Below are 22034 nucleotides of genomic sequence, written 5' to 3'. Positions count from 1 at the left end.
CCCAAGACCGCGCGCGCCACCACAAGGCGCGGCCCCCACACCGCGAAATCCATGTCGTCTCAGTCGTCCTCTCCGTCCTCGTCCTCTGCCGGCGCCGTCACTGGCGCGGCCGCCACCACGCCGAAGGTGGGCTTCGTATCACTCGGTTGCCCAAAGGCCCTCGTCGATTCCGAACAGATCATCACCCAGCTGCGTGCCGAGGGTTACGCCATCAGCGGCACCTATGACGGTGCCGATCTGGTGGTCGTCAATACCTGCGGCTTTATCGACGAGGCGGTGCAGGAGAGCCTGGACGCGATCGGCGAGGCGCTGACCGAGAACGGCAAGGTCATCGTCACCGGCTGCCTGGGCGCCAAGAAGGACGCCGGCGGCAACGATATCGTCACCAGCGTGCATCCGAAGGTGCTGGCCGTCACCGGCCCGCATGCGCTCGGCGAGGTCATGCAGGCGGTGCACACGCACCTGCCCAAGCCGCACGATCCCTTCATCGATCTGGTGCCGCCGGCCGGCATCAAGCTGACGCCCAAGCACTACGCCTATCTGAAGATTTCCGAGGGCTGCAATCACCGCTGCTCGTTCTGCATCATCCCGTCGATGCGCGGCGACCTGGTGTCCCGTCCGGTGGCCGAGGTGATGCTGGAGGCGGAGAACCTGTTCAAGTCCGGCGTCAAGGAGCTGCTGGTGATCTCGCAGGACACCAGCGCCTACGGCGTCGACGTCAAGTACCGCACCGGCTTCTGGAACGGCCGTCCGCTGAAGACGCGGACGACCGAACTGGTCGGCGCGCTGGGCGAGCTGGCGCGCGAGTACGGCGCCTGGGTGCGGCTGCACTACGTCTATCCGTATCCGCACGTCGACGAGATCATCCCGCTGATGAACGACGGCCATGTGCTGCCGTATCTGGACGTGCCGCTGCAGCACGCGCACCCCGATGTGCTCAAGCGGATGAAGCGCCCGGCCAACGCCGAGAAGACGATGGAGCGGATCCGCGCATGGCGCGAGATCTGTCCGGACCTGACCATCCGCAGCACCTTTATCGCCGGCTTCCCGGGCGAAACCGAGGCCGAGTTCCAGACGCTGCTCGACTTCATCGCCGAGGCCGAACTGGACCGCGTCGGCTGCTTCGCCTATTCGCCGGTCGACGGCGCGACGGCCAACGATCTGCCCGGCGCGCTGCCGGACGAGGTCCGCGAGGAGCGCCGCGCGCGCTTCATGGAAGTGGCGGAGGAGGTCTCGGCCCGCCGTCTGCAGCGCAAGGTCGGCCAGACGCTGCGCGTGCTGGTCGACGAGGTCAATCAGGACGGCGGCATAGGCCGCTCGGCCGCCGATGCGCCGGAGATCGACGGTCTGGTCTATATCGATCCGCCCGCGAAGCCGTATCAACGCTACAAGACCGGCGAATTCGTCTCGGTGCGGATCACCGGCGCCGACGGCCACGACCTGTGGGGCGAGGCGGTGGCGTAACGCTGCCGGCATGCCGGCCGGGGCCGGCCGCCGCACCGATCGCCACACCGGCATTAGGTAAAAGTACGATCGTTCGGAAAATGGACCGCAGGGCTATACTTTGCGGTGCAACATTACCCAATGGAGACAGACATGACCCGTGAAGTGGTGGTGGTCAGCGGCGTACGGACCCCGATCGGAACCTTCGGCGGCAGCCTCAAGGACCTATCGCCGACCGAGCTCGGCGCAATGGTGGTGCGCGAGGCGTTGGCCCGCGCCAGCGTGCAGGGCGACGAGGTCGGCCACGTGGTGTTCGGCAACGTGATTCAGACCGAGCCGCGCGACATGTATCTGGCGCGCGTCGCGGCGGTCGAGGGCGGCGTGTCGATCGACGCCCCGGCGCTGACGGTCAACCGGCTGTGCGGCTCGGGCCTGCAGGCCATCGTCAGCGCGGCGCAGACCGTGATGCTGGGCGATGCCGACGTCGCCATCGGCGGCGGCGCCGAGAGCATGAGCCGCGCGCCGTATCTGGCGCCCGTTGCCCGCTGGGGAGCGCGCATGGGCGACGCCAAGCTGCTCGACATGATGCTGGGCGCGCTGCACGACCCCTTCCATTCGATCCACATGGGCGTGACGGCCGAGAACGTCGCGCGCGAATACGACATCAGCCGCGCGCAGCAGGACGAGGCCGCGCTCGAATCGCATCGCCGTGCGTCGGCCGCGATCCGCGAAGGGCGCTTCAAGGATCAGATCCTCCCCGTCACGCTGAAGTCGCGCAAGGGCGACGTCGTGTTCGATACCGACGAGCATGTGCGCCACGACGCCAAGGCGGAGGACATGTCCAAGCTCAAGCCGGTCTTCGTCAAGGAGAACGGCACCGTGACGGCCGGCAACGCGTCGGGCCTGAACGACGGTGCCGCCGCGGTCGTGCTGATGGAGCGCGGCGTCGCCGAGCGGCGCGGCCTGAAGCCGCTGGCGCGGCTGGTGTCGTACGGCCATGCGGGCGTCGACCCGAAGACCATGGGCATCGGCCCGGTGCCGGCCACACGCAAGGCGCTCGAGCGCGCCGGCCTGTCGGTCGCCGATCTGGACGTGATCGAGGCCAACGAGGCCTTCGCCGCGCAGGCCTGTGCGGTCAACAAGGCCCTCGGCCTGGACCCGCTGAAGGTCAATCCGAACGGTTCGGGCATCTCGCTGGGGCATCCGATCGGCGCGACCGGCGCGCTGATCACGGTCAAGGCGCTGTACGAACTGCAGCGGGTGCAGGGCCGCTATGCGCTGGTGACGATGTGCATCGGCGGCGGCCAGGGCATCGCCGCCATTTTCGAGCGGATCTGACCATGGGCCGGCGGCGCGGGGCAGGCCTGGCTGCAGCGATCGGCGCGGCCGGGGTCTCGGCCGCCGCCATGCTGGCGTGGTCCGCGCCGGCGACGGCGGCCGGCGACACGGTGCTGTCGACCGTGTCGCCGCCGCGCGCCGGCAATGGCGCCGGCACCCCAGGCAGCAACGGCAAGGCGCCGGCGCAACGCCAGCGCGACGCCGCCCGCGGCATGCCGGCGGTGCCGGCTCTGCCGCCGCCCCAGCCGTATCCTTCCGGCCAGCAAATGCCCGTCTATGTCGGCCCCGACGGCGTGGTCGCGGTGCCCTCGATCGACATGACGCCGAACAGCGGCGTGGTCTACGGACCGCCGCCGCCGCGATCGGGGATCGTCGAAGACCGCAAGCGTTAAGCGTCAAGCGGTCAAGCGGCGCGTCAAGCAGGTCAAACGGGCCAAGCAGGCCAATCAGGTCAAGCAGGTCAAGCAGGTCAAGCAGGCCAAGCAGGTCAAGCAGGCCAAGCAGGTCAAGCAGGCCAATCAGGTCAAGCAGGCCAATCAGGTCAAGCAGGCCAATCAGGTCAAGCAGGTCAATCAGGTCAAGCAGGCCAAGCAGGCCAAGCAGGCCAAGCAGGTCATGCGGACCGAGGTCAAGCGGGGCGGGCCGCGCATTGGCCGTCCGCCCCATGGCGGCGGCGGCGCCATTGCTGGTAAGCTCGGAGACTCTATCCGCACTCGCCAGACAAGGAATCCGCCGTGTCCGACCGTCCGCTGACCGATACGAACGCCGCTTCCCCGAACGACAACGATCCCTCCGCAACGCCCGACTGCTACGTGCAGACGCTGGCGGTGCAGCCGCCGCTGCAGGTCCCTCCCGGTTTCGCCTCCTTCTCGCCGCCGACGCAGCGCGGCTCCACCGTGGTGTTCCGCAATCTCGCCGAGCTGCGCGCGCATGGCGACGGCGCGACCACCTATTGGCGCTACGGCATCCATGCAACCCCGACCAGCGAGGCGCTGTGCCAGCATCTGGCGATGCTCGAAGGCGCCAGTCACGCCTTGCTGCTGCCGTCCGGCCTCGGCGCGATCTCGCTGGTCTATTTCGCGCTGCTGAAGGCCGGCGACGACGTGCTGGTGCCGTACAACGTCTACGGTCCCAATCGCGAGCACGGCGAATGGCTGGCGCGCGATTTCGGCATCACGGTACGACCCTACGACCCGATGATCGGCGCCGGCATCGCCGAGCTGATCCGGCCCAATACGCGGCTGATCTGGATGGAGGCCCCGGGCTCCGTGACGATGGAGGTGCCGGACAGCGAGGCCATCGTCGCCGCCGCCAAGGCGCGCGGCGTGCTGACCGCGATCGACAACACCTGGTCGGCCGGCATCTATTTCCGTCCCTTCGACAAGGGCATCGACCTGTCCGTGCAGGCGCTGACGAAGTACCAGTCCGGCGGCAGCGATGTGCTGATGGGCGCGGTGCTGTGCCGCGACGACAAGCTCTACCAGCGCATCAAGCGCGTGCGCATGCTGATGGGCTGGGGCGTGTCGGCCGACGACTGCTACCTGGTGCTGCGCTCGCTGCCGAGCATGCCGGTGCGGCTCGCCGCGCACGACCGCGCCGCCCGCGAGGTCGCCGAGTGGCTGGCGCAGCGGCCCGAGGTTGCCCGGGTCCTGCATCCGGCGCTGCCGGACTGTCCCGGCCACGCTTTCTGGCGCCGCGATTTCTCCGGGGCGAGCGGCCTGTTCGCGGTAGTGCTGCGCGCGCGCTATCCGCGCGCCCAGGTCGATGCCTTCGTCGAGGCGCTGCGACTGTTCTCGATCGGCTGGTCCTGGGGCGGCGCGCACAGCCTGGCCGTGCCGTACCACGTGCCGACGATGCGCCCGGCGGGCAGCTGGCCGCCCGCCGGCTGGCAGGACGCTGGCGAACTGGTGCGGCTGTATATCGGGCTGGAGGATACGCGCGACCTGATTGCCGATCTGAAGGCGGCGATGGAAGCGAATCTGGTCGGTTGAGCGGGCCTCGTTCCGTTGCAGGGCCCGGAAGCCGGATCACGCCGTGGCGAAGCTGGCTCGCCCCATCCCGTCTGCAACCTAAAGTACGGCACATCTTTTCGTCAGCACGAGGTCCCGTGCAAAGGCATTCTTTGCGGCATCTCAACAACGCTGAACGAAGCAATGGCCAGGGACTACGACGCCGGCTACAAACTGTTGTTCGCCATGCCGGAAATGATGCGCGACCTCTTGCGCGAATTCATTCGCAGCGACTGGCTTCGCGCGCTGGACTACTCGACGCTGGAACGGGTTTCCGGCAACTACGTCGCCGACAACATGCGGCAGCGTGCCAGCGACATGGTGTGGCGTGTCGATGCCGGCGATCCATGGGGCCACCTGTACGTGCTGCTCGAATTCCAGAGCACCATCGATCGCTACATGGCGCCGCGCATGGCGGCCTATACGGCTTTGCTGCACCAGGAGCTTGTTCGCGCGGGCCAGGTGTTGCCGGATCGCAGGGTGCCGGCGGCGCTGTCGATCGTCCTGTATAACGGCGATACGCCATGGAGCGCATGTACGAACATCCGCGATGTCGTTGTGTCGCTGCCCAACGGCTTGGCAGCGTGTCAATTGCACCAGCAACATACGTTGCTGGACATCAACCGATTGAGCGAAGCGCAGTTGCCCGATGACAATCTAGCGGCGCTGCTGTTTCGCATTGAGCGGGCAGCCGATTACGATACTGTCGTGTCGCTGATGATCGAATGCAGGACGCGCTTGCGGCATGAGCCGAAACTCAAGCTGGCGTTCGCCAAGACCTTCGCGGCATTGCTGTGCGGCCAACGGGGCAGCGTCCTGACACCCGATCAGGTGTTTCAATTGATGGAGGTCGACATGCAAGTGGTAGGTGCCAATCTACAACGTTTCACCCACAAGCTCCGCGAGGAGGCTCGGCAAGAAGGCGAGGCCCGCATGCTGCAAAAGCAGTTGGCCGAGCGCTTTGGCCCGCTGCAAACGTCCGTTGTGCAGCGGATCGAGATCGCAACCTCTGAAGAACTCGAGCGCTGGGGCATTCAGCTTCTGCGCGCGGAAGTGATCGAGGACGTTTTCCGGGCCTGACGCGACCCTCGCCAAGGACCAGCGCGACAACACGGCGGACCCACCGGTCCGCCTTCCTCGTTTCTGCTTGCGTCTTGCTGCCGCGACGGCACCACGTCAGAAGCTGAACGTCGCGCTGGCCCGCACCGTACGCGGCGCACCCTGGGTCAGGATGAAGCCGTAGCTTGGCAGCCAGTACTTCTCGTTGGTCAGGTTGTCGACCACCAGCCGGAACACCGCCGGCGTCTTGCCCAGCTTGGTCGAATAGCGGATACCCGCATCGAAGGTGTGGTACGCCGGCACCCAGTTGCTGTTGTTCGCCTCCAGCGCCATCTTCGACACGTACTGGCCGCCGGCGGTCAGCACCAGGCCGGGCACGGGCGGTACCGCGTACTCGATGTAGGCGGTGGCCTTGAAGGTCGGCGCGCTGTAGGCCCGCTTGCCCAGCACGTCTGGCGAAGCTTCGACGTTCTCCGAATCGAGCAGCGTGACGCCGCCCATCAGCGTCCAGTCGCGCGCGAGCTTGCCGCGGGCCGACAGTTCGATGCCGCGATAGCGGGTCTCGCCATCCTGCGTGTAGACGTTGTCGTTGCGAAGGTAGTTCAGGCCGCGCTGGATCTGGAACAGCGCCGCATTGATGGTCCAGTCCTCCAGTTCGGCCTTGGCGCCGATCTCGTACTGGCGGCTCTTGAGCGGACCGAACACCTCGCCCGCGTTGCGCGCGGTCAGCGGTGCGGAGCCTCCGGCTTCGAGCGATTCGACATAGCTGCCGTACAGCGTCAGCGGCTGCACCGGCTTGTACATCAGCGCGACGGTCGGCGTCAGCGGCGACTTCCTGTAGGTGCTCGAGATCGCGCCCTCCGGCGTGTAGCCGGTCTGGTCGTAGCGCGTGTAGCGCAGGCCAGCCAGTACCGACCACTGCTCGTTGAACTTGATCGTGTCGCTGAAGAAGACGGACTTCTGCTCGATCTTCGACGCGCGGTACAGCACGTCCGACGACGGCACGCGCGACAGCGGCAGGCCGGTCGGCACGAACTGGCCGGGATCGTACAGATTGCCGTAGCCGATGATGCCGCCGCCGGCGAAGCTGCCCCAGTTCTGCACCAGGCTCTGCCACGACAGGCCCGCGGCGATGTCGTGCTCGATGCTGCCGGTGCGGACCTTGCCGGTCGCCATCGTCTGGGCGTGCTGATAGTGGTAGCGCGAGTACGAGCTGTACTGGTTCTCGGCGTAGTTGCCGGCGTTGTCCAGCAGCAGGATCGCGCTGTCGGCGTTGCCGCGGTTCTGCTGCGTGAAGCGGTACGAGGTGCGCAGGTTCCAGTCGTCGGCGAAGCCCCAGTTGAGCTCCGTGCCGATGCTCTTGATCTCGGTCTCGTAATAGGTGCCCTTGCTCGCCACGCGCTGGCTGCCGTCGAGCGTGCGGGGCGTGTGGACGAATTCGGTCACCGGCGCGCCGAAGTCCTGGCCGGGGATGATGCCGTAGTAGGCGCCCTTGACGTTGCGCTGCTGGTAGAGGCCGTCGAGCGACCAGCGCAGGTTGGGGCTCAGCCTTGCGTCGAGCGCCACCGAGGCGGAATCGCGCTTGATATGGCCGCCGTCGACGAAGGTGTCGCCTTCCTCGTGCACGAAGCCGGCGCGCGCGCCGAACATGTCGTTCGCGCCGAAGCGGCCGCCGACGTCGATCGACTCGCGCAGCACCCCGTCCGAGACATAGCCGAGCGTCGCGCTGCCGGCGAATTTCGAGGTGGGGCGCTTGGTGACGAAGTTGGCGATGCCGCCCGGTGCGCCGAAGCCGTACATGAAGCCGCCGAGGCCCTTGAGCAGCTCGACGCGTTCGAAGTGTTCGAGCGGCACGTCGCTGCCCCAGTTCGGGATGGCGAGGCCGTCGATCTTGTAGCCCTCGAGCAGATCGAGATGCAGGCCACGGATCGTCAAACCCGCCGACTCGCCGATATAGCCGTCGCCGATCGGCGCGACCGACGGATCGCCGCGGAACACGTCGCCCAGCGTGATGGCCTGGCGGTTCTCGATCAGCTCCTGCGGCACCACCGACACCGAGAACGGCGTGTCCTGCAGCGGCTTGTCGCCGAGGGCGCCGGTGCTGGCGTCGCGGGCGCGATAGGCGGGCTCGCTGCCGGCGGTGACGTGGACGGTCGGCAGTTCGGCCTGCGCGGTGGCGGTGGGTGTGGCAGCGGGGTAGGTGGAACGGCGGCGGTGCCCGTGGCGTTCTGCGCGAGCGCCGGCGTGGCGGCGCCGCCGACGGCGACGATCAGGGCAAGCTGGCGCGCCAGCGGTGTCAGCGCGGGGCGGCCGCGGCGAGGGTTGGACATGGCTCGATTTCCTCTTCGGTCGTGATGCGAATGCGTTATGCGAACGCGCACGGCTCCCCGGACGCCACGGGGGACCGCGTGCGCCTGGGAGCTGTGCAGATTGGGTGGGGGTGGTGTTGTGGGCCGCGGCGCCGGGAACCGCGCCGCTCGGCCCTGCCGCGCCTCGGTGGGTGCGGTGGGGGCACCGGGGAGGCCCGGTGCGGCCGGTGTTACGGCGTGTCGACCACCGGCGGCGCCGACGGGCCCGGATCGCCGCGGCTCGGGCGCGGCGCCCATACCGAGTCGGCGGGGCCGGTGCGGGCACGGCGCTGCGTGGCGCGTGCCAGCGCGACGAAGCCGACCGCGAACACCAGCGCGCCGATGTCGAAGCCGGCGACGGCCCATTCGCCTTGCCGCACGCTGCGCAGCAGATGGTCGCCGGTCAGGATCGCGTTGGCCACCGGTACCGCCAGATAGGCCAGCGCCGCCGCGTACAGCAGCTCGATCGCGGCGCGCACGGGCGGACGCAGCAGCGCCCAGGCCAGCGCGGCGAAGAACACCGGGAAGTAGACAAACGACGACGGACGCTCGGGCCACAGCAGCGCGCCGGTGAAGGCCACCGCCACGCCGACACAGCAGCCGATGCAGACGCCGACCGTGGCCTGCGCCAGCAGCCGGTGCACGCGCGGCTGCTCGGCCTGGCGTGCCTTGCGGCGCGACTCGATCCACAGCAGATTGCCCGAGTAGAACAGGAAGGCCCCCGCCAGCCCGGCGATCAGATAGACCAGCCGCAGCGCCAGGTCGCCGTAGGTGCCGAAATGCAGCGCGAACAGCGCGCTGTACAGGCCATGGTTGGCGTCCCGCCCGCTGGCGGTCTGATTGGCGATCACGCGCCCGCTGTCGGGCTGGCCGGCGGCGGCATGGATGCCGACCGAGCCGAAATTGCCGAGCGCGCGCTCGCTGTCGCCGCGCACTTCGATCAGCGCATTGGCGTCGCCCACACGCTGATAACGGACGGAATTCGGCTTGAAGCCGTCGCCGGCGGTGCGCTGCGCGATCTCGATCAGTTCGCGCGCCGGCATCAGCGGCGCCGGCTTGCCGGCCGCCTGCACCTCCGGCACCGACGACATTGCGGTAGGCAGGGCCGACATCAGCTTGCCGTCGAAGGTCAGCACGTTGAAGGCCATCGTCAGCGTCATCGACACGCAGAACAGCGCGCCGGTGATCGCGATGACCAGATGGAAGGGCAGGCTGAACAGGCCGATCACGTTGTGCGCGTCCATCCAGAAGCGCTTCAGGTTGCGGCCCGGGCGCACGGCAAACAGGTCCTTCTTCAGCCGCGGCAGATGCAGCAGCACGCCGGAAACCAGCGCCAGCCCGTACAGCACCGACACCACGCCCATGAAATGCATGCCGGCCTGCATCGGCAGGCCCAGCGTGTAGTGCAGGGCGTTCAGGAAGTTCGACAGCTCGCCGCGCACGCCGTCGAGCGAGGTGTCCTGCGGCGAGGTCCGGCCCGCGCCGAGCTTCTCCTCGTTGGTGGTCTGCCACTCGCCCTTGGCGTCCATCCAGTAGGCAGTGGTGTGCGGCTCGCCTTCGGTCGGCAGGCCGATATAGACGCTGGCCGCGGCCTCGGGATGGGCCTTGACCAGCGTGGCGACGAAGCGGTCCAGGTCCTCGGGCGACGGCTTGGCGGCGGTGTGGGTTTCGCCGCGGATACGCGCCGGCGACTGCCACTCGTGCAGCTCGTGGTGGAACACCGTGATCGCGCCGGCGAAGAACGCGATGAACAGGGCCCAGCCGGCCATCAGGCCGACCCAGGTATGCAGCGTCTGATAAACGCGCAGCGTTGCAGCCTTCATGGCCAACTCCTTACGCGGCCGCGCCGGGCACGGCCATCAGCCGCCATCCCCACAACGCACCGAAACAGATCAGATTGGCCGCGCCAAGCCAGAGCCAGGCGGCGCGGCTGCTGGAAAACAGCAGGCTGGTGCTGATGATCGCGACCCACAGCGGCAGGCTGGCGGTCACCGCGCCGATGATGCCGCTCTGCCAGCCGCCCGGCAGCCACAGGATCGCCAGCGTGCAGACCGCCAGCGACAGCGGAAAGCCGAGCAGGGTGCCGGCCAGCCATTTGGTACCGATGCCGCCGTTCATGCCGCCTCCTCGCCGCCGCGGCGCTTGTGCAGATAACAGCCAAGGAAGGGCCACAGCGACAGGCCGGTGCCGAGCGTGGCCAGCGTCGCGGCGATCGAAGAGGGCCAGCTGTGCTCGACCGACCAGCCGACCGCGCCGGCCGACGTCAGCACGATGCCGAGCCACACCATCATCCGGCGTTGGGGCGGCCGGCGCAGCAGCACCTGGTTGGGACCGGCCAGATACAGGCAGGCAGCGCCCGCCAGGCCGAGAAGAGCGGCAAAGAGTTGCATCGCCAATATTTTGTTACGGAATTCAAAACACAAATGGTAATGATTCGTATTTGACGATGCAAGTTATTGATATTGTTTGCAATGTATTGGAAGACGCGGTGACGGGTGCGGCTTGCCACTGCTCAAGCCCCTCTGCCGCAAGCGGGAGAGGGGGCCGGGTGGCGGAGGCGGGAAGCGTTACGGAGCGGGGATGGGGTCGCCGACACCGGCGGCGTTCTCCCTCTCCCGCTTGCGGGAGAGGGTTGGGGACAGGGCAATGCGGCGGCAGGAGACTACGGAGCCTGGTCGGCAGAGAGGTCCGCCGACAGAGGTCGACAAAGGCCGACAGAGGTCGACTGAGGTCGACTGAGGTCGACTGAGGTCAAGCCGCGAACAGATTCAACAACCCATCGAGCCCGACATGGTTGAACGCCACGCTGGCCTGCGCGCGTACCACCGGCTTGGCGCGGAACGCGACCGACAGGCCGGCGATCGCCATCATCTTCAGGTCGTTCGAGCCGTCGCCCATCACGATCGCCTGGCGCGGATCGGCGCCGATCGCTTCGCAGGTCTCGCGCACGGTGCGGGCCTTGACCTCGGCATTGACGATCTCGCCCTCGACGCGGCCGGTCAGCTTGCCGTCGACGATCTCGAGCGTATTGGCGCGGGCGTAATCGAGGCCCAGCCGGGCCTTCAGCTTCTCGGTGAAGTGCACGAAGCCGCCCGATACCAGCAGCGTACGCAGGCCCGCGGCGCGCGCGGCCTCGAGCATCCGCTCGGCGCCCGGCGACAGCCGCAGCCGTTCCTCGTAGACGCGGTCCAGCACGCTGGCATCGAGCCCCTTGAGCAGCGCGACGCGGCGCCGCAGGCTTTCGTTGAAGTCGGTGATCTCGCCGCGCATCGCCGCCTCGGTGATCGCCGAGACCTCGGCCTTCAGGCCGCAGAAATCGGCGATCTCGTCGATGCACTCGATCGTGATCAGCGTCGAATCCATGTCCATCGCGACCAGCCGGAAGTCGGACAGGGTCCGGTGCGTCGGCAGCACCGCCCAGTCGAGCCGGCGCGGCTCGCAGAACGTCTCCAGCGCATCGCGCAGCCGGTCGTCGAGCGGCGCGCAGGCCTCGGCCGTGGCGACGGTGTCGGCGCGCAGGCTCAGGCCGGGCGCGTCGGCAAGCGCGCGCAGCGTGTCGATATCCTGGGAGGCGATGGGTTGGAGGCTTTGGACAATCAGGGGCATGGACGGGTCGGATGCATGCGCCGCCCCGTACGGGGCAGGGGCGGCGGTGAAAGGACGCTATTGTAATCGTCCCGCGCCTGCCCCTGCGCCCGGCCCGCCCGGCCCCTTAGCGCTGGGCCATCGTCATGTAGTCGACCGTCAGGTTCGACAGCGCCCGCACGCCATGGATCAGCGCCGGCTCATCGACGTAGAACTCCGGCGAGTGGTTCGACGGCGCCTTGGTGACATCGGTGCCCTTCGGCGTCACGCCGAGATTGAAGAACAGGCCCGGCACCTTCTCCTGGTAGAACGAGAAGTCCTCCGACGCGGTGGCCTTGGGCGCCAGCATCCAGTTGCCGTCGCCGGCCACGCGCTTGAGCGTCGGCGCCATCTTCTCGGTCAGCGCGGGCTGGTTGACGGTCGCGTTGTAGAGCTCGACCACGCGGAAGGTCGCCTCGGCGCCGGAACTGGCCGCGATCGACTCGGTGGTGCGCTTCATCCGCGCATGGATGTCCTTCTTCATGCCCTCGTCATAGGTGCGGATGGTGCCCATCATCTCGACCTTCTCCGGCACGATGTTCATGCGGTTGCCGCCGTGGATCGTGCCGACGGTGATCACCGACGGCTCCAGCATTGCATTGACCTGCCGGCTCTGGATCGTCTGCAGACCGAGCACGATCTGCGACGACACCACGATCGGGTCGATGCCGCCCCACGGGCGCGCGCCATGGGTCTGGCGGCCCTTGACGTCGATCCAGAACTGGTCGGCGGCGGCCATCGCCGGCCCGCTGCGCCAGGCCAGCTTGCCCGACTCGATGCCGCTGCTGACATGCAGGCCGAAGATCGCATCGACCTTCGGGTTCTCCAGCACGCCCTCGGCCACCATCTGCTTCGCGCCCCAGATATTGGTGCCGTCCGGCTCGATGTCCGCCGGGCTTTCCTCGGCCGGCTGGAAGATGAACTTGACGGTGCCGGGCAGCTGGTCCTTCATCCCGGCCAGCACCTCGGCGGTCGCCATCAGGATCGCGACGTGGGTGTCGTGGCCGCAGGCATGCATCACGTCGACCTCCTTGCCGAGGTACTTGCCCTTGGCCTTCGAGGCGAACGGCACGTCGACGCGCTCCTTGACCGGCAGCGCGTCCATGTCGGCGCGCAGCGCCACCACCGGCCCGGGCTTGCCGCCCTTGAGCAGGCCCACCACGCCGGTCTTGGCGACGCCGGTCTTGACGTCCATGCCGAGCTTGCGCAGGTGGTCGGCGACCAGCTTCGCGGTGCGCGTCTCGTAGTTGCCGAGCTCCGGATGCTGGTGGATGTCGCGCCGCCAGGCGATCAGCCGGGCCTCGGCCGCCTTGGCGCGCGTCTCGATCTGCGCGTGCAGGGCAGGGTCGCCGCTGCTTGCCAGGCTCTGCGCCGCGGCAGGCGTGGCGGTCTGTGCCAGCGCCGGCGAAAGCAGCGCGGAGCCGCACAGCAGGCCGGCGGCCGCCGCCAGCGCGGACAAGGCGGCCGGCAGCGTCAGGAATCGTTGGCTGGGAGCGAAAGCGGGGGAGCGGCGTGCTGCCATGTGGAGTTCTCCTTTGGTGTCGTTGTGGTTGGTGTTGCGATAGGTTCTGCAACGGGGCCTCTGCGTGCCCCTTGAGATTCCGGCCGGACCATGCGCGGCCCGGCCGTTCAGGCCATCGGTGAGCAGGCGCGCCGCGCCCGCGGGGTTGGGTGTCGTGGCTGTCGTGGTGTCCCGACGGGAACCGTCAGGCCGCGAGGCGCAGGCTGTCGACAACCTTGTGCAGGAAGGCCTCGCATTGCGCGAGCTGCTCCAGCGCGACGAACTCGTCGGCCTTGTGGGCCTGCTGGATGTCGCCGGGGCCGCAGACCACGGCCGGGATGCCGGCGCGCTGGAACAGCCCGCCCTCGGTGGCGTAGGCGACCTTGCTGATCGCGTTGTCACCGGTCAGCGCGCGCACCAGCTGCGTGATCGCATCGCGCTCGGCGGCGTCGAGCGCCGGCGCCGCGGCGATGCGCGTGATGCTCAGGTCCGCGTCGGCATGCTCGGCGCGCATGCGCGGCAGCAGCACGTCGTTGGCATAGGCCTCGATGCGCGCGCGGATCGCCTCCGGATCGACGCCCGGCAGGTTGCGGTACTCGAACACGAACTCGCACAGCGCGGGAATCGTGTTCAGCGCGATGCCGCCCTGGATCGTGCCGGTCGATGCGGTGGTGAAGGGCACGTCGAACGCATCGTCGTAGGGCCCCTTGGCGCGGAACTCGTCGGCGAGGTCGCGGATGAAGCAGATCAGCCGCGCCGCGTATTCGATCGCATTGACGCCGCGCGGGGTCAGCGACGAATGCGCGGCCTGACCCTTGACGCAGCAGCGATAGGCGTTGATGCCCTTGTGGGCGACGATCACGCGCATGCTGGTCGGCTCGCCGACGATGCAGCCCGCGGGCTGGATGCCGCGCTCGCGCAGGTCGTCGATCAGATAGGGGGCGCCCATGCAGCCGACTTCTTCGTCGAACGACAGCGCGTAGTGCACCGGTTCGCGCAGCCGCGCCTGCAGCAGCGTGGGCAGCAGCGCGAGGCTGGTGCCGATGAAGCCCTTCATGTCGCAGGCGCCGCGGCCATACAGTTTGCCGTCGCGCAGCGCCGGCCGGAACGGATCGGTGCTCCAGTCCTGGCCGTCGACCGGCACCACGTCGGTATGCCCGGACAGCACGATGCCGCGCTGCTCGCTGCCGTCGGCCGCGGGCACGGTCACATGCAGATTGGCCTTGTTGCGCTGCGGGTTGTAGCTCAGGTGGGGCTTCAGGCCGCGGGCGGCGAAGTGGTCGCGCACCGTCTCGATCAGGCCCAGATTGGATTCGCGGCTGGTGGTGTCGAACTCGATCAGCCGGCGGGTCCAGTCGAGGGCGGCGTGTTCGGGAATGTCCGTGAAGGCGTCGGTGGGAGCAGGGGTATGGGCTGGCATGCGGCAGGATCACGCTGTTGGATGTCCGATCCTACACCTGGACATGTGCCGGGGTCCACTTTGCCGCGCCGTGTCCCCCGGCACATCGTCAAGCCAGCTGCCGCAGCATCTGCTTGATCGTCTGCGCGCGCACCGCCACGTCGGGCATCTTCGCCTCGATGCGCAGCTTGTCCTGGCCGGCCAGCTTGATATGCCGGTTCTTCTGCACCAGGTCGATGATGCGGATCGCGTCGATCGGCGGGTTGGGCACGAACTGCACGCTGATCGACGCCTCGCCCGCGTCGATCTTGCGCACGCCCAGCGGCACCGCGGCGATGCGCAGCCGGTGCGTTTCGATCAGCGCCTGCGCCTGCGCCGGCGGGCGCCCGAAGCGGTCGACCAGTTCCTCGTGGATGTCGTCGACCTGCTCCGGCCGCTCGCAGTTGGCCAGCCGCTTGTACAGCGACAGCCGCTCGTGCACGTCGGTGCAGTAGTCGTTCGGCAGCAGCGCCGGCGTGCCCAGGTTGATCTCGGTGGTCGCCGCCAGCGGCGCCATCAGGTCCGGCTCCTTGCCGGCCTTCAGCGCCTTGACCGCGGCGTTCAGCATGTCGGTGTACAGCTGGAAGCCGATCTCGTGGATCTCGCCCGACTGCTTGTCGCCCAGCACCTCGCCGGCGCCGCGGATCTCGAGGTCGTGCATCGCCAGATAGAAGCCCGAGCCGAGCTCCTCCATCTGCTGGATCGCCTCGAGCCGCCGCTGCGCCTGCTTGGTCAACCCTTCCGGATCGTGCACCAGCAGGTAGGCGTAGGCCTGGTGGTGCGAGCGGCCGACGCGCCCGCGCAGCTGGTGCAGCTGCGCCAGGCCGAACTTGTCGGCGCGGTGGATCAGGATCGTGTTGGCCGACGGCACGTCGATGCCGGTCTCGATGATGGTCGTGCACAGCAGGATATTGGCGCGCCGCGCGACGAAATCGCGCATCACGCGTTCGAGCTCGCGCTCGTGCATCTGTCCGTGCGCGACCGCGATGCGTGCCTCCGGCACCAGCTCGGCCAGCCGCGCGCGCTTGTTCTCGATGGTCTCGACCTCGTTGTGCAGGAAATAGACCTGGCCCCCACGCTTGAGCTCGCGCAGGATCGCCTCGCGCAGCACGCCGTCTTCCTCGCGCCGCACGAACGTCTTGATCGCCAGCCGCTTCTGCGGCGCGGTGGCGATCACCGAGAAGTCGCGCAATCCCTCGAGCGCCATGCCCAGCGTACGCGGGATCGGCGTCGCGGTCAGCGTCAGCACGTCGACCTCGGCGCGCAGCGTCTTCAGCGCTTCCTTCTGGCGCACGCCGAAGCGGTGCTCTTCGTCGATGATGACCAGGCCCAGCCGCTGGAAGCGCACGTCGTCGGACAGCAGCTTGTGCGTGCCGATCACGATATCGACGGTGCCGTCGTTGATCTGCTTGATCGCGGCCTCGACCTCCTTCTTCGTCTTGAAGCGCGACAGCTCGACGATGCGCACCGGCCAGTCGGCGAAGCGGTCCGACAGCGTCTGGAAATGCTGCTCGGCCAGCAGCGTGGTCGGCGCCAGCATCGCGACCTGCTTGCCGCCCATCACCGCGACGAAGGCCGCGCGCAGCGCCACCTCGGTCTTGCCGAAGCCGACGTCGCCGCAGACCAGGCGGTCCATCGGCTTGCCCGAGGTCATGTCGGCGATCACCGCGGCAATCGCCGCGGCCTGGTCCGGCGTCTCCTCGAAGCCGAAGCTCTCGGCGAAGGTCTCGTAGTCCTTCGGCGACAGCGCGAACGCATGGCCCTCGCGCAGCGCGCGGCGCGCGTACAGGTTCAGCAGCTCGGCGGCGGTATCGCGGATCTGCTGCGCGGCGCGACGCTTGGCGCGCTCCCACTGGCCCGAGCCGAGCGAATGCAGCGGCGCGGTCTCCGGGTCGGCGCCCGAATAGCGCGAGATCACATGCAGCTGGTGGACCGGCACATACAGCTTGCTGCCCTTGTCGTAGTCCAGATGCAGGAATTCCTCGTCGCCCTGGCCCATGTCCAGCGTGACCAGGCCCTGGTAGCGGCCGATGCCGTGTTCGCTGTGCACGACGGGGTCGCCGATCTTCAGCTCGGCCAGGTCGCGCACCATCGCGTCGACGCTGCTGGCCTGTTCCTGCTTGCGGCGGCCGGCGCGGCGCGCGGTATTCGCATAGAGCTCGGCCTCGGTGACGAAGGCGAGATCGGGATGGCCGTCGGCACCGGGCAGCACGAAGCCGCTCTGCAGCGGCGCCACCGCGATCGCGAACGTCGCGTCGCCGGCGAGGAAGGCGGCGCAGTCCTCGACCGGGTGCGGGCGCAGGCCGCTGTCGGCGAACAGCTGCAGCAGCGTCTCGCGGCGGCCCGCCGAATCGGCGCACATCAGCACGCGCGCCTGCTTGCGCAGCAGCAGCGCCTCGAGATTGACCAGCGGGTCTTCGGCGCGGCGATTGACCGAGACGTCGGGCAGCGCGGCCGACAGCGGCACGGCATCGGCGCCGGCCGGGCCCTGCTGCAGCACCAGCCGCGCCAGCGGCTTGGCGGCGCTGAAAAACTGCTCCTCGTTCAGGAACAGCTGCGCGGGCGGCAGCAGCGGCCGCTCGCGATCGTGCCGCATGAAGTCGTAGCGCTGCTGCGTATCGGTCCAGAAGCGCCGGATCGCCTCGTCGATCGCGCCGACATAGGCCAGATGCGTGCCGGCCGGCAGATAGTCGAACAGCGTCGCCGCCGACTCGAAGAACAGCGGCAGGTAGTACTCGATGCCGGCCGACGGGACGCCATTGCCGATGTCCTTGTAGATCGGCGACTTGCTGGGGTCGCCCTCGAACACCTCGCGCCAGCGGCCGCGAAACGCCGTGCGCGCGGCCTCGTCCAGCGGAAACTCGCGGCCGGGCAGCAGGCGCACTTCCTTGACCGGGTACAGGCTGCGCTGCGTGTCCGGATCGAACGCGCGGATCGTCTCGATCTCGTCGCCGAACAGGTCGATCCGGTACGGCAGCGCCGAGCCCATCGGGAACAGGTCGATCAGGCCGCCGCGCACGCTGTATTCGCCGGGCCGCATCACCGCGCTGACGTGCTCGTAGCCGGCCAGCGTGAACTGCGCCTTCAGCGCGGCCTCGTCGAGCCGTTCGCCCTGCTTGAAGAAGAAGGTGTAGGCGGCCAGGAAGGCGGGCGGCGCGAGCCGGTACAGCGCGGTCTGCGCGGGCACCAGCATCACGTCGCACTGGCCGGTCTGGATATCGTGCAGCGTCGCCAGGCGCTCCGATACCAGATCCTGGTGCGGCGAGAAGCTGTCGTAGGGCAGGGTTTCCCAGTCGGGCAGCACGCGTACGCGCAGCTCCGGGGCGAACCACGGGATCTCGTCGGCGAGCCGCTGCGCGTCGACCGCGTTGGCGCAGATCACCGCCAGCATCGGCATCTGGCCGTGCGTCTTGTCGTGATGCGCGCGGGCATAGGCAGCCAGAGCCAGCGCATCGGCCGAGCCGTGCAGGCCGGTGATCTGATGGCGCTGGCCGGCCTTGACCAGCGGCAGCTGAGTGGAAACGGGAAGCGCGGGAGGCGAGTTGGCGTCGGACATAAAGCGGTTCGGATCAAACGACGACGCCCCGCCGGCAACGCGGGCGGGGGTGTCGAGAAGAGGGTCGTATTATAGAATGCGCAGCGCCCGGCCATCGGCCGCCACATTCGGGCGCCGCCTGCCTTGCCGCCCGCCGATTCCCTTATCCGCCTGTCCGCCGCATGTCCGAACGACGTTTTGCCCTGATTCCCTGTGCCGGCAGTGGCAGCCGCGCGGGCGCGGGCCTGCCCAAGCAGTATCGCGAGCTGGCCGGCCATCCGATGATCTGGTATGCGCTCGCCGCGTTCTCGGCTTGCGAGTCGATCAGCGCGACCGCGCTGGTGCTGGCGCCGGACGATCTGCCGCTGGAGGCGCGCTTCGGCTCGGCGGCCTTCGCCGGGCTGCGCTTCGATACGGCCTTCGTCGGCGGCTCGTCACGCCATGAATCGGTGTTGAACGGCTTGCGGCATCTGGTCCAGCTCGGCGCCGAGGATCAGGACTGGGTGCTGGTCCACGACGCCGCCCGTCCCGGGTTGACGCCGCTGATGATCGATACGCTGATCCGCGCGGTCGAAGGGGACGATGGCGATGGGCCCGACGCGGCGATCGGCGGCATCCTGGCGGTGCCGGTACCCGATACGCTCAAGCGTGCCGATGCGGAACCGCTGCATCCCTCGCAGCCGTCCCGCATCGGCGGCACCGTGCCGCGCGAAGGGCTGTGGCAGGCGCAGACCCCGCAGATGTTCCGCGTCGGCGTCCTGCGTCAGGCGCTGGAGGACGCGCTCGCCAGCGGCGCGGTCGTGACCGACGAGGCCAGCGCGATCGAGCGGCTCGGCCTGAAGCCGCGGCTGGTCAACGGCTCGCTGCGCAATTTCAAGGTGACCTATCCCGAGGACTTCGCACTGGCCGAAGTCCTGCTCGGCGGCCAGCCCGCCGCCGCTTCTTCTGGTTCTTCTGGAGACCGACCGCGATGATGCCCTTCGATATCCGCGTGGGACAAGGCTACGACGTGCACGCGCTGGTGCCGGGCCGCAAGCTGGTGCTCGGCGGCGTGGAGATTCCCCACGACCGCGGCCTGCTCGGCCATTCCGATGCCGATGCCTTGCTGCATGCGATCACCGACGCCTTGTTCGGGGCCGCGGCGCTCGGCGATATCGGCCGGCATTTCCCCGACACCGATCCCGCCTTTGCCGGCGCCGACAGCCGCGCGCTGCTGCGCGAGGCGGTACGGCGTGTGCGCGAGGCCGGCTATGAAGTGGGCAATGTCGATGCGACGGTGATCGCGCAAGCGCCGAAGCTGGCGCCGCATATCGGCGCGATGGTGGCCAATCTGGCCGAGGATCTGGGCATCGCGGCCGGCCGCTGCAACGTCAAGGCCAAGACCAACGAGAAGCTGGGCTTCGAAGGGCGCCAGGAGGGCATCGTCGCGCAGGCGGTGGTGCTGCTGTGGCGCGGCGCCATCGTCGCGCCGCAGGACTGAGCGCTTGCGCGTCGAGCGCGCGGCGTCGCGCTTTCGGCGCGATGCGCGCCGCTACAGGCCCGGCTGCGGCGCGTCGGCTTCCTTCGGCTCGATCGCGTAGACGTAGTCGACCAGCCGTTCCAGCGGCCCCGAGCGCGCGCCCGCCTCGGTCCGCTTGACGAAGCCCATCTGCTGGCACAGCCGGTTGGCGGCACCCATTTCCGGCATGGTGCGCACCACCAGCGCCTGCGCGCCGATATCGCGCGCCCGCTCGATGCAGATCTGCATCAGCGTCCGTCCGAGCCCCAGGCCGCGCGCCTGCGGGCTGACCGACAGCAGCCGCGCCTCGGGCAGGGCCAGCGTCACCGTGCTGCCGTCCAGCGCCTGCAGCGTCGCGCCCGGGTGGCAGAACAGCACCGCGCCGCTGATGCCGTGATCGGTGTCGGCGACCCACCATTCCATGTCGGACGTATTGGTCGCGAGCACCGAACGCATGCCCTGCTGGAAGGACGCGCGGCAGTCCTCCATGATCTCGAGCTCGTACTGCGCATACGCTTCCTGCGTGACCGCGGCGATCTGGCCCCAGTCCGAAGCGGTGGCGAGACGATAGTGGAAATGCGGCGAGGAGGGCGAGGGCAGTTGGCTCATGGAGGGTCCGCGAAGCAGAATCTGCCTCGATTGTAGGCCGGACCGTGCACAAATGCAGTCGGAGAAATGCGGACGCGCGGCGCCGCCGGCGCGCCGGAAATGACGATGGCCGCCCAAGGCGGCCATCGGCGATGCGGGATGCCCGCGTGGGCGGGATCCGGTCAGGACAGGCGATGCAGCCTTACTCGGCTGCGATCACGTTGGCCGCGGCGGTGATCACGGCGGCGATGCGGCCGACATCGCGCAGTTGCTGCGAGGTCATGCCCTGTTCGTTCTTCAGCAGCTCGTAGTGCGAGCGGACGCAGAAGTGGCACTTGCCGACGATCGACGCGGCCAGCGCGTACATCTCGAAGCGGCGCTTGTCGACGCCGCCGTGAGTGGCATACGCGTTCATGCGCAGGCCCGCGGGCTGGCTCGCCAGATCGGGATCGGCGGCCATCTCGACATACGGGTACCAGACATTGTTCATGCCCATCAGCGCGGCCGCGGTCAGCGCGCCGTTCAGCTCTTCGGGCGACAGCACGCCGGCGTTGCGGATCGCGTCGACGATGATCTTGCTCTTGGCGGCGAAGGCCGCAGCCAATGCCACGCCCACCGCATCGTTACCCTCCAGCGAGGAGCGTGCGATGGTGCCGTCCAGGTTCAGGCGAATGTCCTTCGCATAGTCGGGGATGAGATTCTTGATCGTGTTGAGGAATTCCATCAAATTCTCCTATCGCTTTGGGCGGAAAAAACCCGCGTGAGCGGGTTTCGGTGCGCACTGGGGCGCGGTTGCCGGCGGCGAACCGCCGGCAACATCGACATCGCGCGAATTACAGCGTCGCGCCGCCGACAGCGCGGTTGCACGGGCACAGCTCGTCGGTCTGCAGGCCGTCCAGAATGCGCAGGATTTCGTCCGGGTTACGGCCGACGTTCAGGTTGTTCACCGACACGTGCTGGATCGTGTTGTCCGGGTCGACGATGAAGGTGGCGCGCAGCGCAACGCCGGCATCCTTCTCGCGCACGCCCAGCTGGTCGATCAGCGAGCCGGTGGTATCGGCGAACTGCCACGAGTTCAGCTTGTTCAGGTCCTTGTGTTCACGGCGCCATGCCAGCTTGACGAACTCGTTGTCGGTCGAGCCGCCCAGCACCACGGCGTCGCGGTCGGCGAAGTCCTGGTTCAGCTTGGCGAAGGCCACGATCTCGGTCGGGCACACGAAGGTGAAGTCCTTCGGGTAGAAGTAGATGATTTTCCACTTGCCTTCGAACGACTTCTCGGTGATGTCTTCAAAGGCCGACTGGCCGTTTTCTTCGTGGGCGTTGAAACCCGGCTTGACACCGACGACGTGGAACGGTTCGAGCTTGTCACCAACGGTCTTCATGGACTTCTCCTGGATACGGTTGAACAGACGCCAGCGGGGCATGACAGACGGCCATCGTCGAAGACGATTTTCTCGGGCCGTTGCGCACGCCACGCAACGAATGGGAAGTATGCAGCATCCTGCTCGGCACGGCTAATTGAAAATCTCAAAGAGTCCGATAGGGGCGGGACTGGCTGCTGCGTCGATGCTGTCGTCCTCGCGAACGCGGGGACCCAGCGTCTTCATGCGCCGGTCGAGCCGCGGGTCCCGGCTTGCGCGGGAACGACGGTCG

18 protein-coding genes are annotated in these 22034 nt (G+C 68.2%); 7 read left to right on the top strand and 11 right to left on the bottom strand.

What is annotated here, in order from left to right; translation table 11 throughout:
* The first annotated feature begins 51 nt into the window (after nucleotides 1–51).
* The 5 genes from rimO (at nucleotide 52) to FOB47_RS18205 (ending at nucleotide 5870) form a co-directional block, all read left to right on the top strand.
* Complete coding sequence (gene rimO, locus FOB47_RS18230; protein ID WP_174781756.1) at nucleotides 52–1464, top strand: 30S ribosomal protein S12 methylthiotransferase RimO; 1413 nt, start codon at nucleotides 52–54, stop codon at nucleotides 1462–1464.
* Nucleotides 1465–1596: 132 nt separating this feature from the next.
* Nucleotides 1597–2781: a beta-ketothiolase BktB gene (bktB, locus tag FOB47_RS18225; RefSeq protein WP_174781755.1), complete on the top strand. Its 1185-nt coding sequence runs from the start codon at nucleotides 1597–1599 to the stop codon at nucleotides 2779–2781.
* Between the two features lie 2 nt (nucleotides 2782–2783).
* Nucleotides 2784–3173 (top strand): hypothetical protein, encoded by a 390-nt coding sequence (locus tag FOB47_RS18220; protein WP_174781754.1) that lies wholly within the window; start codon nucleotides 2784–2786, stop codon nucleotides 3171–3173.
* A gap of 429 nt (nucleotides 3174–3602) precedes the next feature.
* On the top strand, nucleotides 3603–4772 hold the full coding sequence (locus tag FOB47_RS18210; protein ID WP_244959480.1) for a cystathionine beta-lyase: 1170 nt from the start codon (nucleotides 3603–3605) through the stop codon (nucleotides 4770–4772).
* Between the two features lie 162 nt (nucleotides 4773–4934).
* A complete protein-coding gene (locus tag FOB47_RS18205) occupies nucleotides 4935–5870 on the top strand; it encodes an Rpn family recombination-promoting nuclease/putative transposase (protein WP_174780993.1) in 936 nt (311 codons plus the stop codon).
* A gap of 96 nt (nucleotides 5871–5966) precedes the next feature.
* Here the strand turns inward: FOB47_RS18205 and FOB47_RS18200 are convergent, their stop codons facing one another.
* From FOB47_RS18200 to mfd, 8 genes are all read right to left on the bottom strand, one after another.
* Nucleotides 5967–7904, bottom strand: a complete 1938-nt coding sequence (locus FOB47_RS18200) for a TonB-dependent siderophore receptor (protein WP_174781753.1) — start codon at nucleotides 7902–7904, stop codon at nucleotides 5967–5969.
* A 484-nt stretch (nucleotides 7905–8388) separates the two neighbouring features.
* Nucleotides 8389–10020, bottom strand: a complete 1632-nt coding sequence (locus FOB47_RS18195; RefSeq protein WP_174780991.1) for a PepSY-associated TM helix domain-containing protein — start codon at nucleotides 10018–10020, stop codon at nucleotides 8389–8391.
* A 10-nt stretch (nucleotides 10021–10030) separates the two neighbouring features.
* The gene (locus FOB47_RS18190) at nucleotides 10031–10315 is read right to left on the bottom strand and encodes a hypothetical protein (RefSeq protein WP_006576342.1); all 285 of its coding nucleotides are present in this window, start codon (nucleotides 10313–10315) and stop codon (nucleotides 10031–10033) included.
* The gene (locus FOB47_RS18185; RefSeq protein WP_053821960.1) at nucleotides 10312–10587 is read right to left on the bottom strand and encodes a hypothetical protein; all 276 of its coding nucleotides are present in this window, start codon (nucleotides 10585–10587) and stop codon (nucleotides 10312–10314) included. The genes FOB47_RS18190 and FOB47_RS18185 overlap by 4 nt, the downstream gene beginning before the upstream one ends.
* A gap of 361 nt (nucleotides 10588–10948) precedes the next feature.
* The gene (gene serB / locus FOB47_RS18180; protein WP_174780990.1) at nucleotides 10949–11803 is read right to left on the bottom strand and encodes a phosphoserine phosphatase SerB; all 855 of its coding nucleotides are present in this window, start codon (nucleotides 11801–11803) and stop codon (nucleotides 10949–10951) included.
* A gap of 106 nt (nucleotides 11804–11909) precedes the next feature.
* The gene (locus FOB47_RS18175) at nucleotides 11910–13343 is read right to left on the bottom strand and encodes an amidohydrolase (RefSeq protein ID WP_174780989.1); all 1434 of its coding nucleotides are present in this window, start codon (nucleotides 13341–13343) and stop codon (nucleotides 11910–11912) included.
* Nucleotides 13344–13527: 184 nt separating this feature from the next.
* On the bottom strand, nucleotides 13528–14742 hold the full coding sequence (argE, locus tag FOB47_RS18170) for an acetylornithine deacetylase (protein WP_174780988.1): 1215 nt from the start codon (nucleotides 14740–14742) through the stop codon (nucleotides 13528–13530).
* 88 nt (nucleotides 14743–14830) lie between these two features.
* Nucleotides 14831–18316 carry a transcription-repair coupling factor gene (gene mfd / locus FOB47_RS18165; RefSeq protein WP_174780987.1) on the bottom strand — a complete coding sequence of 1162 codons (3486 nt, stop codon included), beginning with the start codon at nucleotides 18314–18316 and terminating at the stop codon, nucleotides 14831–14833.
* A gap of 161 nt (nucleotides 18317–18477) precedes the next feature.
* On the opposite strand from mfd, the gene ispD reads away from it, so the two are divergent.
* Together ispD and ispF are read left to right on the top strand one after the other, a co-directional pair.
* Complete coding sequence (gene ispD / locus FOB47_RS18160; RefSeq protein ID WP_174780986.1) at nucleotides 18478–19269, top strand: 2-C-methyl-D-erythritol 4-phosphate cytidylyltransferase; 792 nt, start codon at nucleotides 18478–18480, stop codon at nucleotides 19267–19269.
* On the top strand, nucleotides 19266–19775 hold the full coding sequence (gene ispF / locus FOB47_RS18155; protein ID WP_174780985.1) for a 2-C-methyl-D-erythritol 2,4-cyclodiphosphate synthase: 510 nt from the start codon (nucleotides 19266–19268) through the stop codon (nucleotides 19773–19775). The genes ispD and ispF overlap by 4 nt, the downstream gene beginning before the upstream one ends.
* Nucleotides 19776–19826: 51 nt before the next feature.
* Here ispF and FOB47_RS18150 read toward each other — a convergent pair whose 3' ends face one another.
* The 3 genes from FOB47_RS18150 to FOB47_RS18140 all read right to left on the bottom strand — a co-directional run bounded on the left by FOB47_RS18150 (nucleotide 19827) and on the right by FOB47_RS18140 (nucleotide 21763).
* Nucleotides 19827–20402, bottom strand: coding sequence for a GNAT family N-acetyltransferase (locus FOB47_RS18150; RefSeq protein WP_174780984.1), 576 nt, complete (start codon nucleotides 20400–20402; stop codon nucleotides 19827–19829).
* A gap of 181 nt (nucleotides 20403–20583) precedes the next feature.
* Entirely contained in the window at nucleotides 20584–21105 is a 522-nt protein-coding gene (locus FOB47_RS18145; protein WP_053821939.1) for a carboxymuconolactone decarboxylase family protein, read from the bottom strand.
* 109 nt (nucleotides 21106–21214) lie between these two features.
* Entirely contained in the window at nucleotides 21215–21763 is a 549-nt protein-coding gene (locus FOB47_RS18140) for a peroxiredoxin (protein WP_053823112.1), read from the bottom strand.
* Nucleotides 21764–22034 lie beyond the last annotated feature (271 nt).

Source organism: Cupriavidus gilardii (assembly GCF_013347325.1).
Lineage (GTDB): Bacteria > Pseudomonadota > Gammaproteobacteria > Burkholderiales > Burkholderiaceae > Cupriavidus > Cupriavidus gilardii.
The sequence above is the reverse complement of the archived record's forward strand: the minus strand, read 5'-3'. Positions and strand labels throughout refer to the sequence as shown.

What these genes read in the sequence shown, in the direction of transcription:
- argE (WP_174780988.1), bottom strand. Translation starts at nt 14,742, where the DNA reads ATGCCAGCCCATACCCCTGCTCCCACCGACGCCTTCACGGACATTCCC.
- ispD (WP_174780986.1), top strand. Translation starts at nt 18,478, where the DNA reads ATGTCCGAACGACGTTTTGCCCTGATTCCCTGTGCCGGCAGTGGCAGC.
- FOB47_RS18220 (WP_174781754.1), top strand. Translation starts at nt 2,784, where the DNA reads ATGGGCCGGCGGCGCGGGGCAGGCCTGGCTGCAGCGATCGGCGCGGCC.
- bktB (WP_174781755.1), top strand. Translation starts at nt 1,597, where the DNA reads ATGACCCGTGAAGTGGTGGTGGTCAGCGGCGTACGGACCCCGATCGGA.
- ispF (WP_174780985.1), top strand. Translation starts at nt 19,266, where the DNA reads ATGATGCCCTTCGATATCCGCGTGGGACAAGGCTACGACGTGCACGCG.
- FOB47_RS18205 (WP_174780993.1), top strand. Translation starts at nt 4,935, where the DNA reads ATGGCCAGGGACTACGACGCCGGCTACAAACTGTTGTTCGCCATGCCG.
- FOB47_RS18185 (WP_053821960.1), bottom strand. Translation starts at nt 10,587, where the DNA reads ATGCAACTCTTTGCCGCTCTTCTCGGCCTGGCGGGCGCTGCCTGCCTG.
- FOB47_RS18140 (WP_053823112.1), bottom strand. Translation starts at nt 21,763, where the DNA reads ATGAAGACCGTTGGTGACAAGCTCGAACCGTTCCACGTCGTCGGTGTC.
- mfd (WP_174780987.1), bottom strand. Translation starts at nt 18,316, where the DNA reads ATGTCCGACGCCAACTCGCCTCCCGCGCTTCCCGTTTCCACTCAGCTG.
- rimO (WP_174781756.1), top strand. Translation starts at nt 52, where the DNA reads ATGTCGTCTCAGTCGTCCTCTCCGTCCTCGTCCTCTGCCGGCGCCGTC.
- FOB47_RS18190 (WP_006576342.1), bottom strand. Translation starts at nt 10,315, where the DNA reads ATGAACGGCGGCATCGGTACCAAATGGCTGGCCGGCACCCTGCTCGGC.
- FOB47_RS18150 (WP_174780984.1), bottom strand. Translation starts at nt 20,402, where the DNA reads ATGAGCCAACTGCCCTCGCCCTCCTCGCCGCATTTCCACTATCGTCTC.
- serB (WP_174780990.1), bottom strand. Translation starts at nt 11,803, where the DNA reads ATGCCCCTGATTGTCCAAAGCCTCCAACCCATCGCCTCCCAGGATATC.
- FOB47_RS18195 (WP_174780991.1), bottom strand. Translation starts at nt 10,020, where the DNA reads ATGAAGGCTGCAACGCTGCGCGTTTATCAGACGCTGCATACCTGGGTC.
- FOB47_RS18145 (WP_053821939.1), bottom strand. Translation starts at nt 21,105, where the DNA reads ATGGAATTCCTCAACACGATCAAGAATCTCATCCCCGACTATGCGAAG.
- FOB47_RS18175 (WP_174780989.1), bottom strand. Translation starts at nt 13,343, where the DNA reads ATGGCAGCACGCCGCTCCCCCGCTTTCGCTCCCAGCCAACGATTCCTG.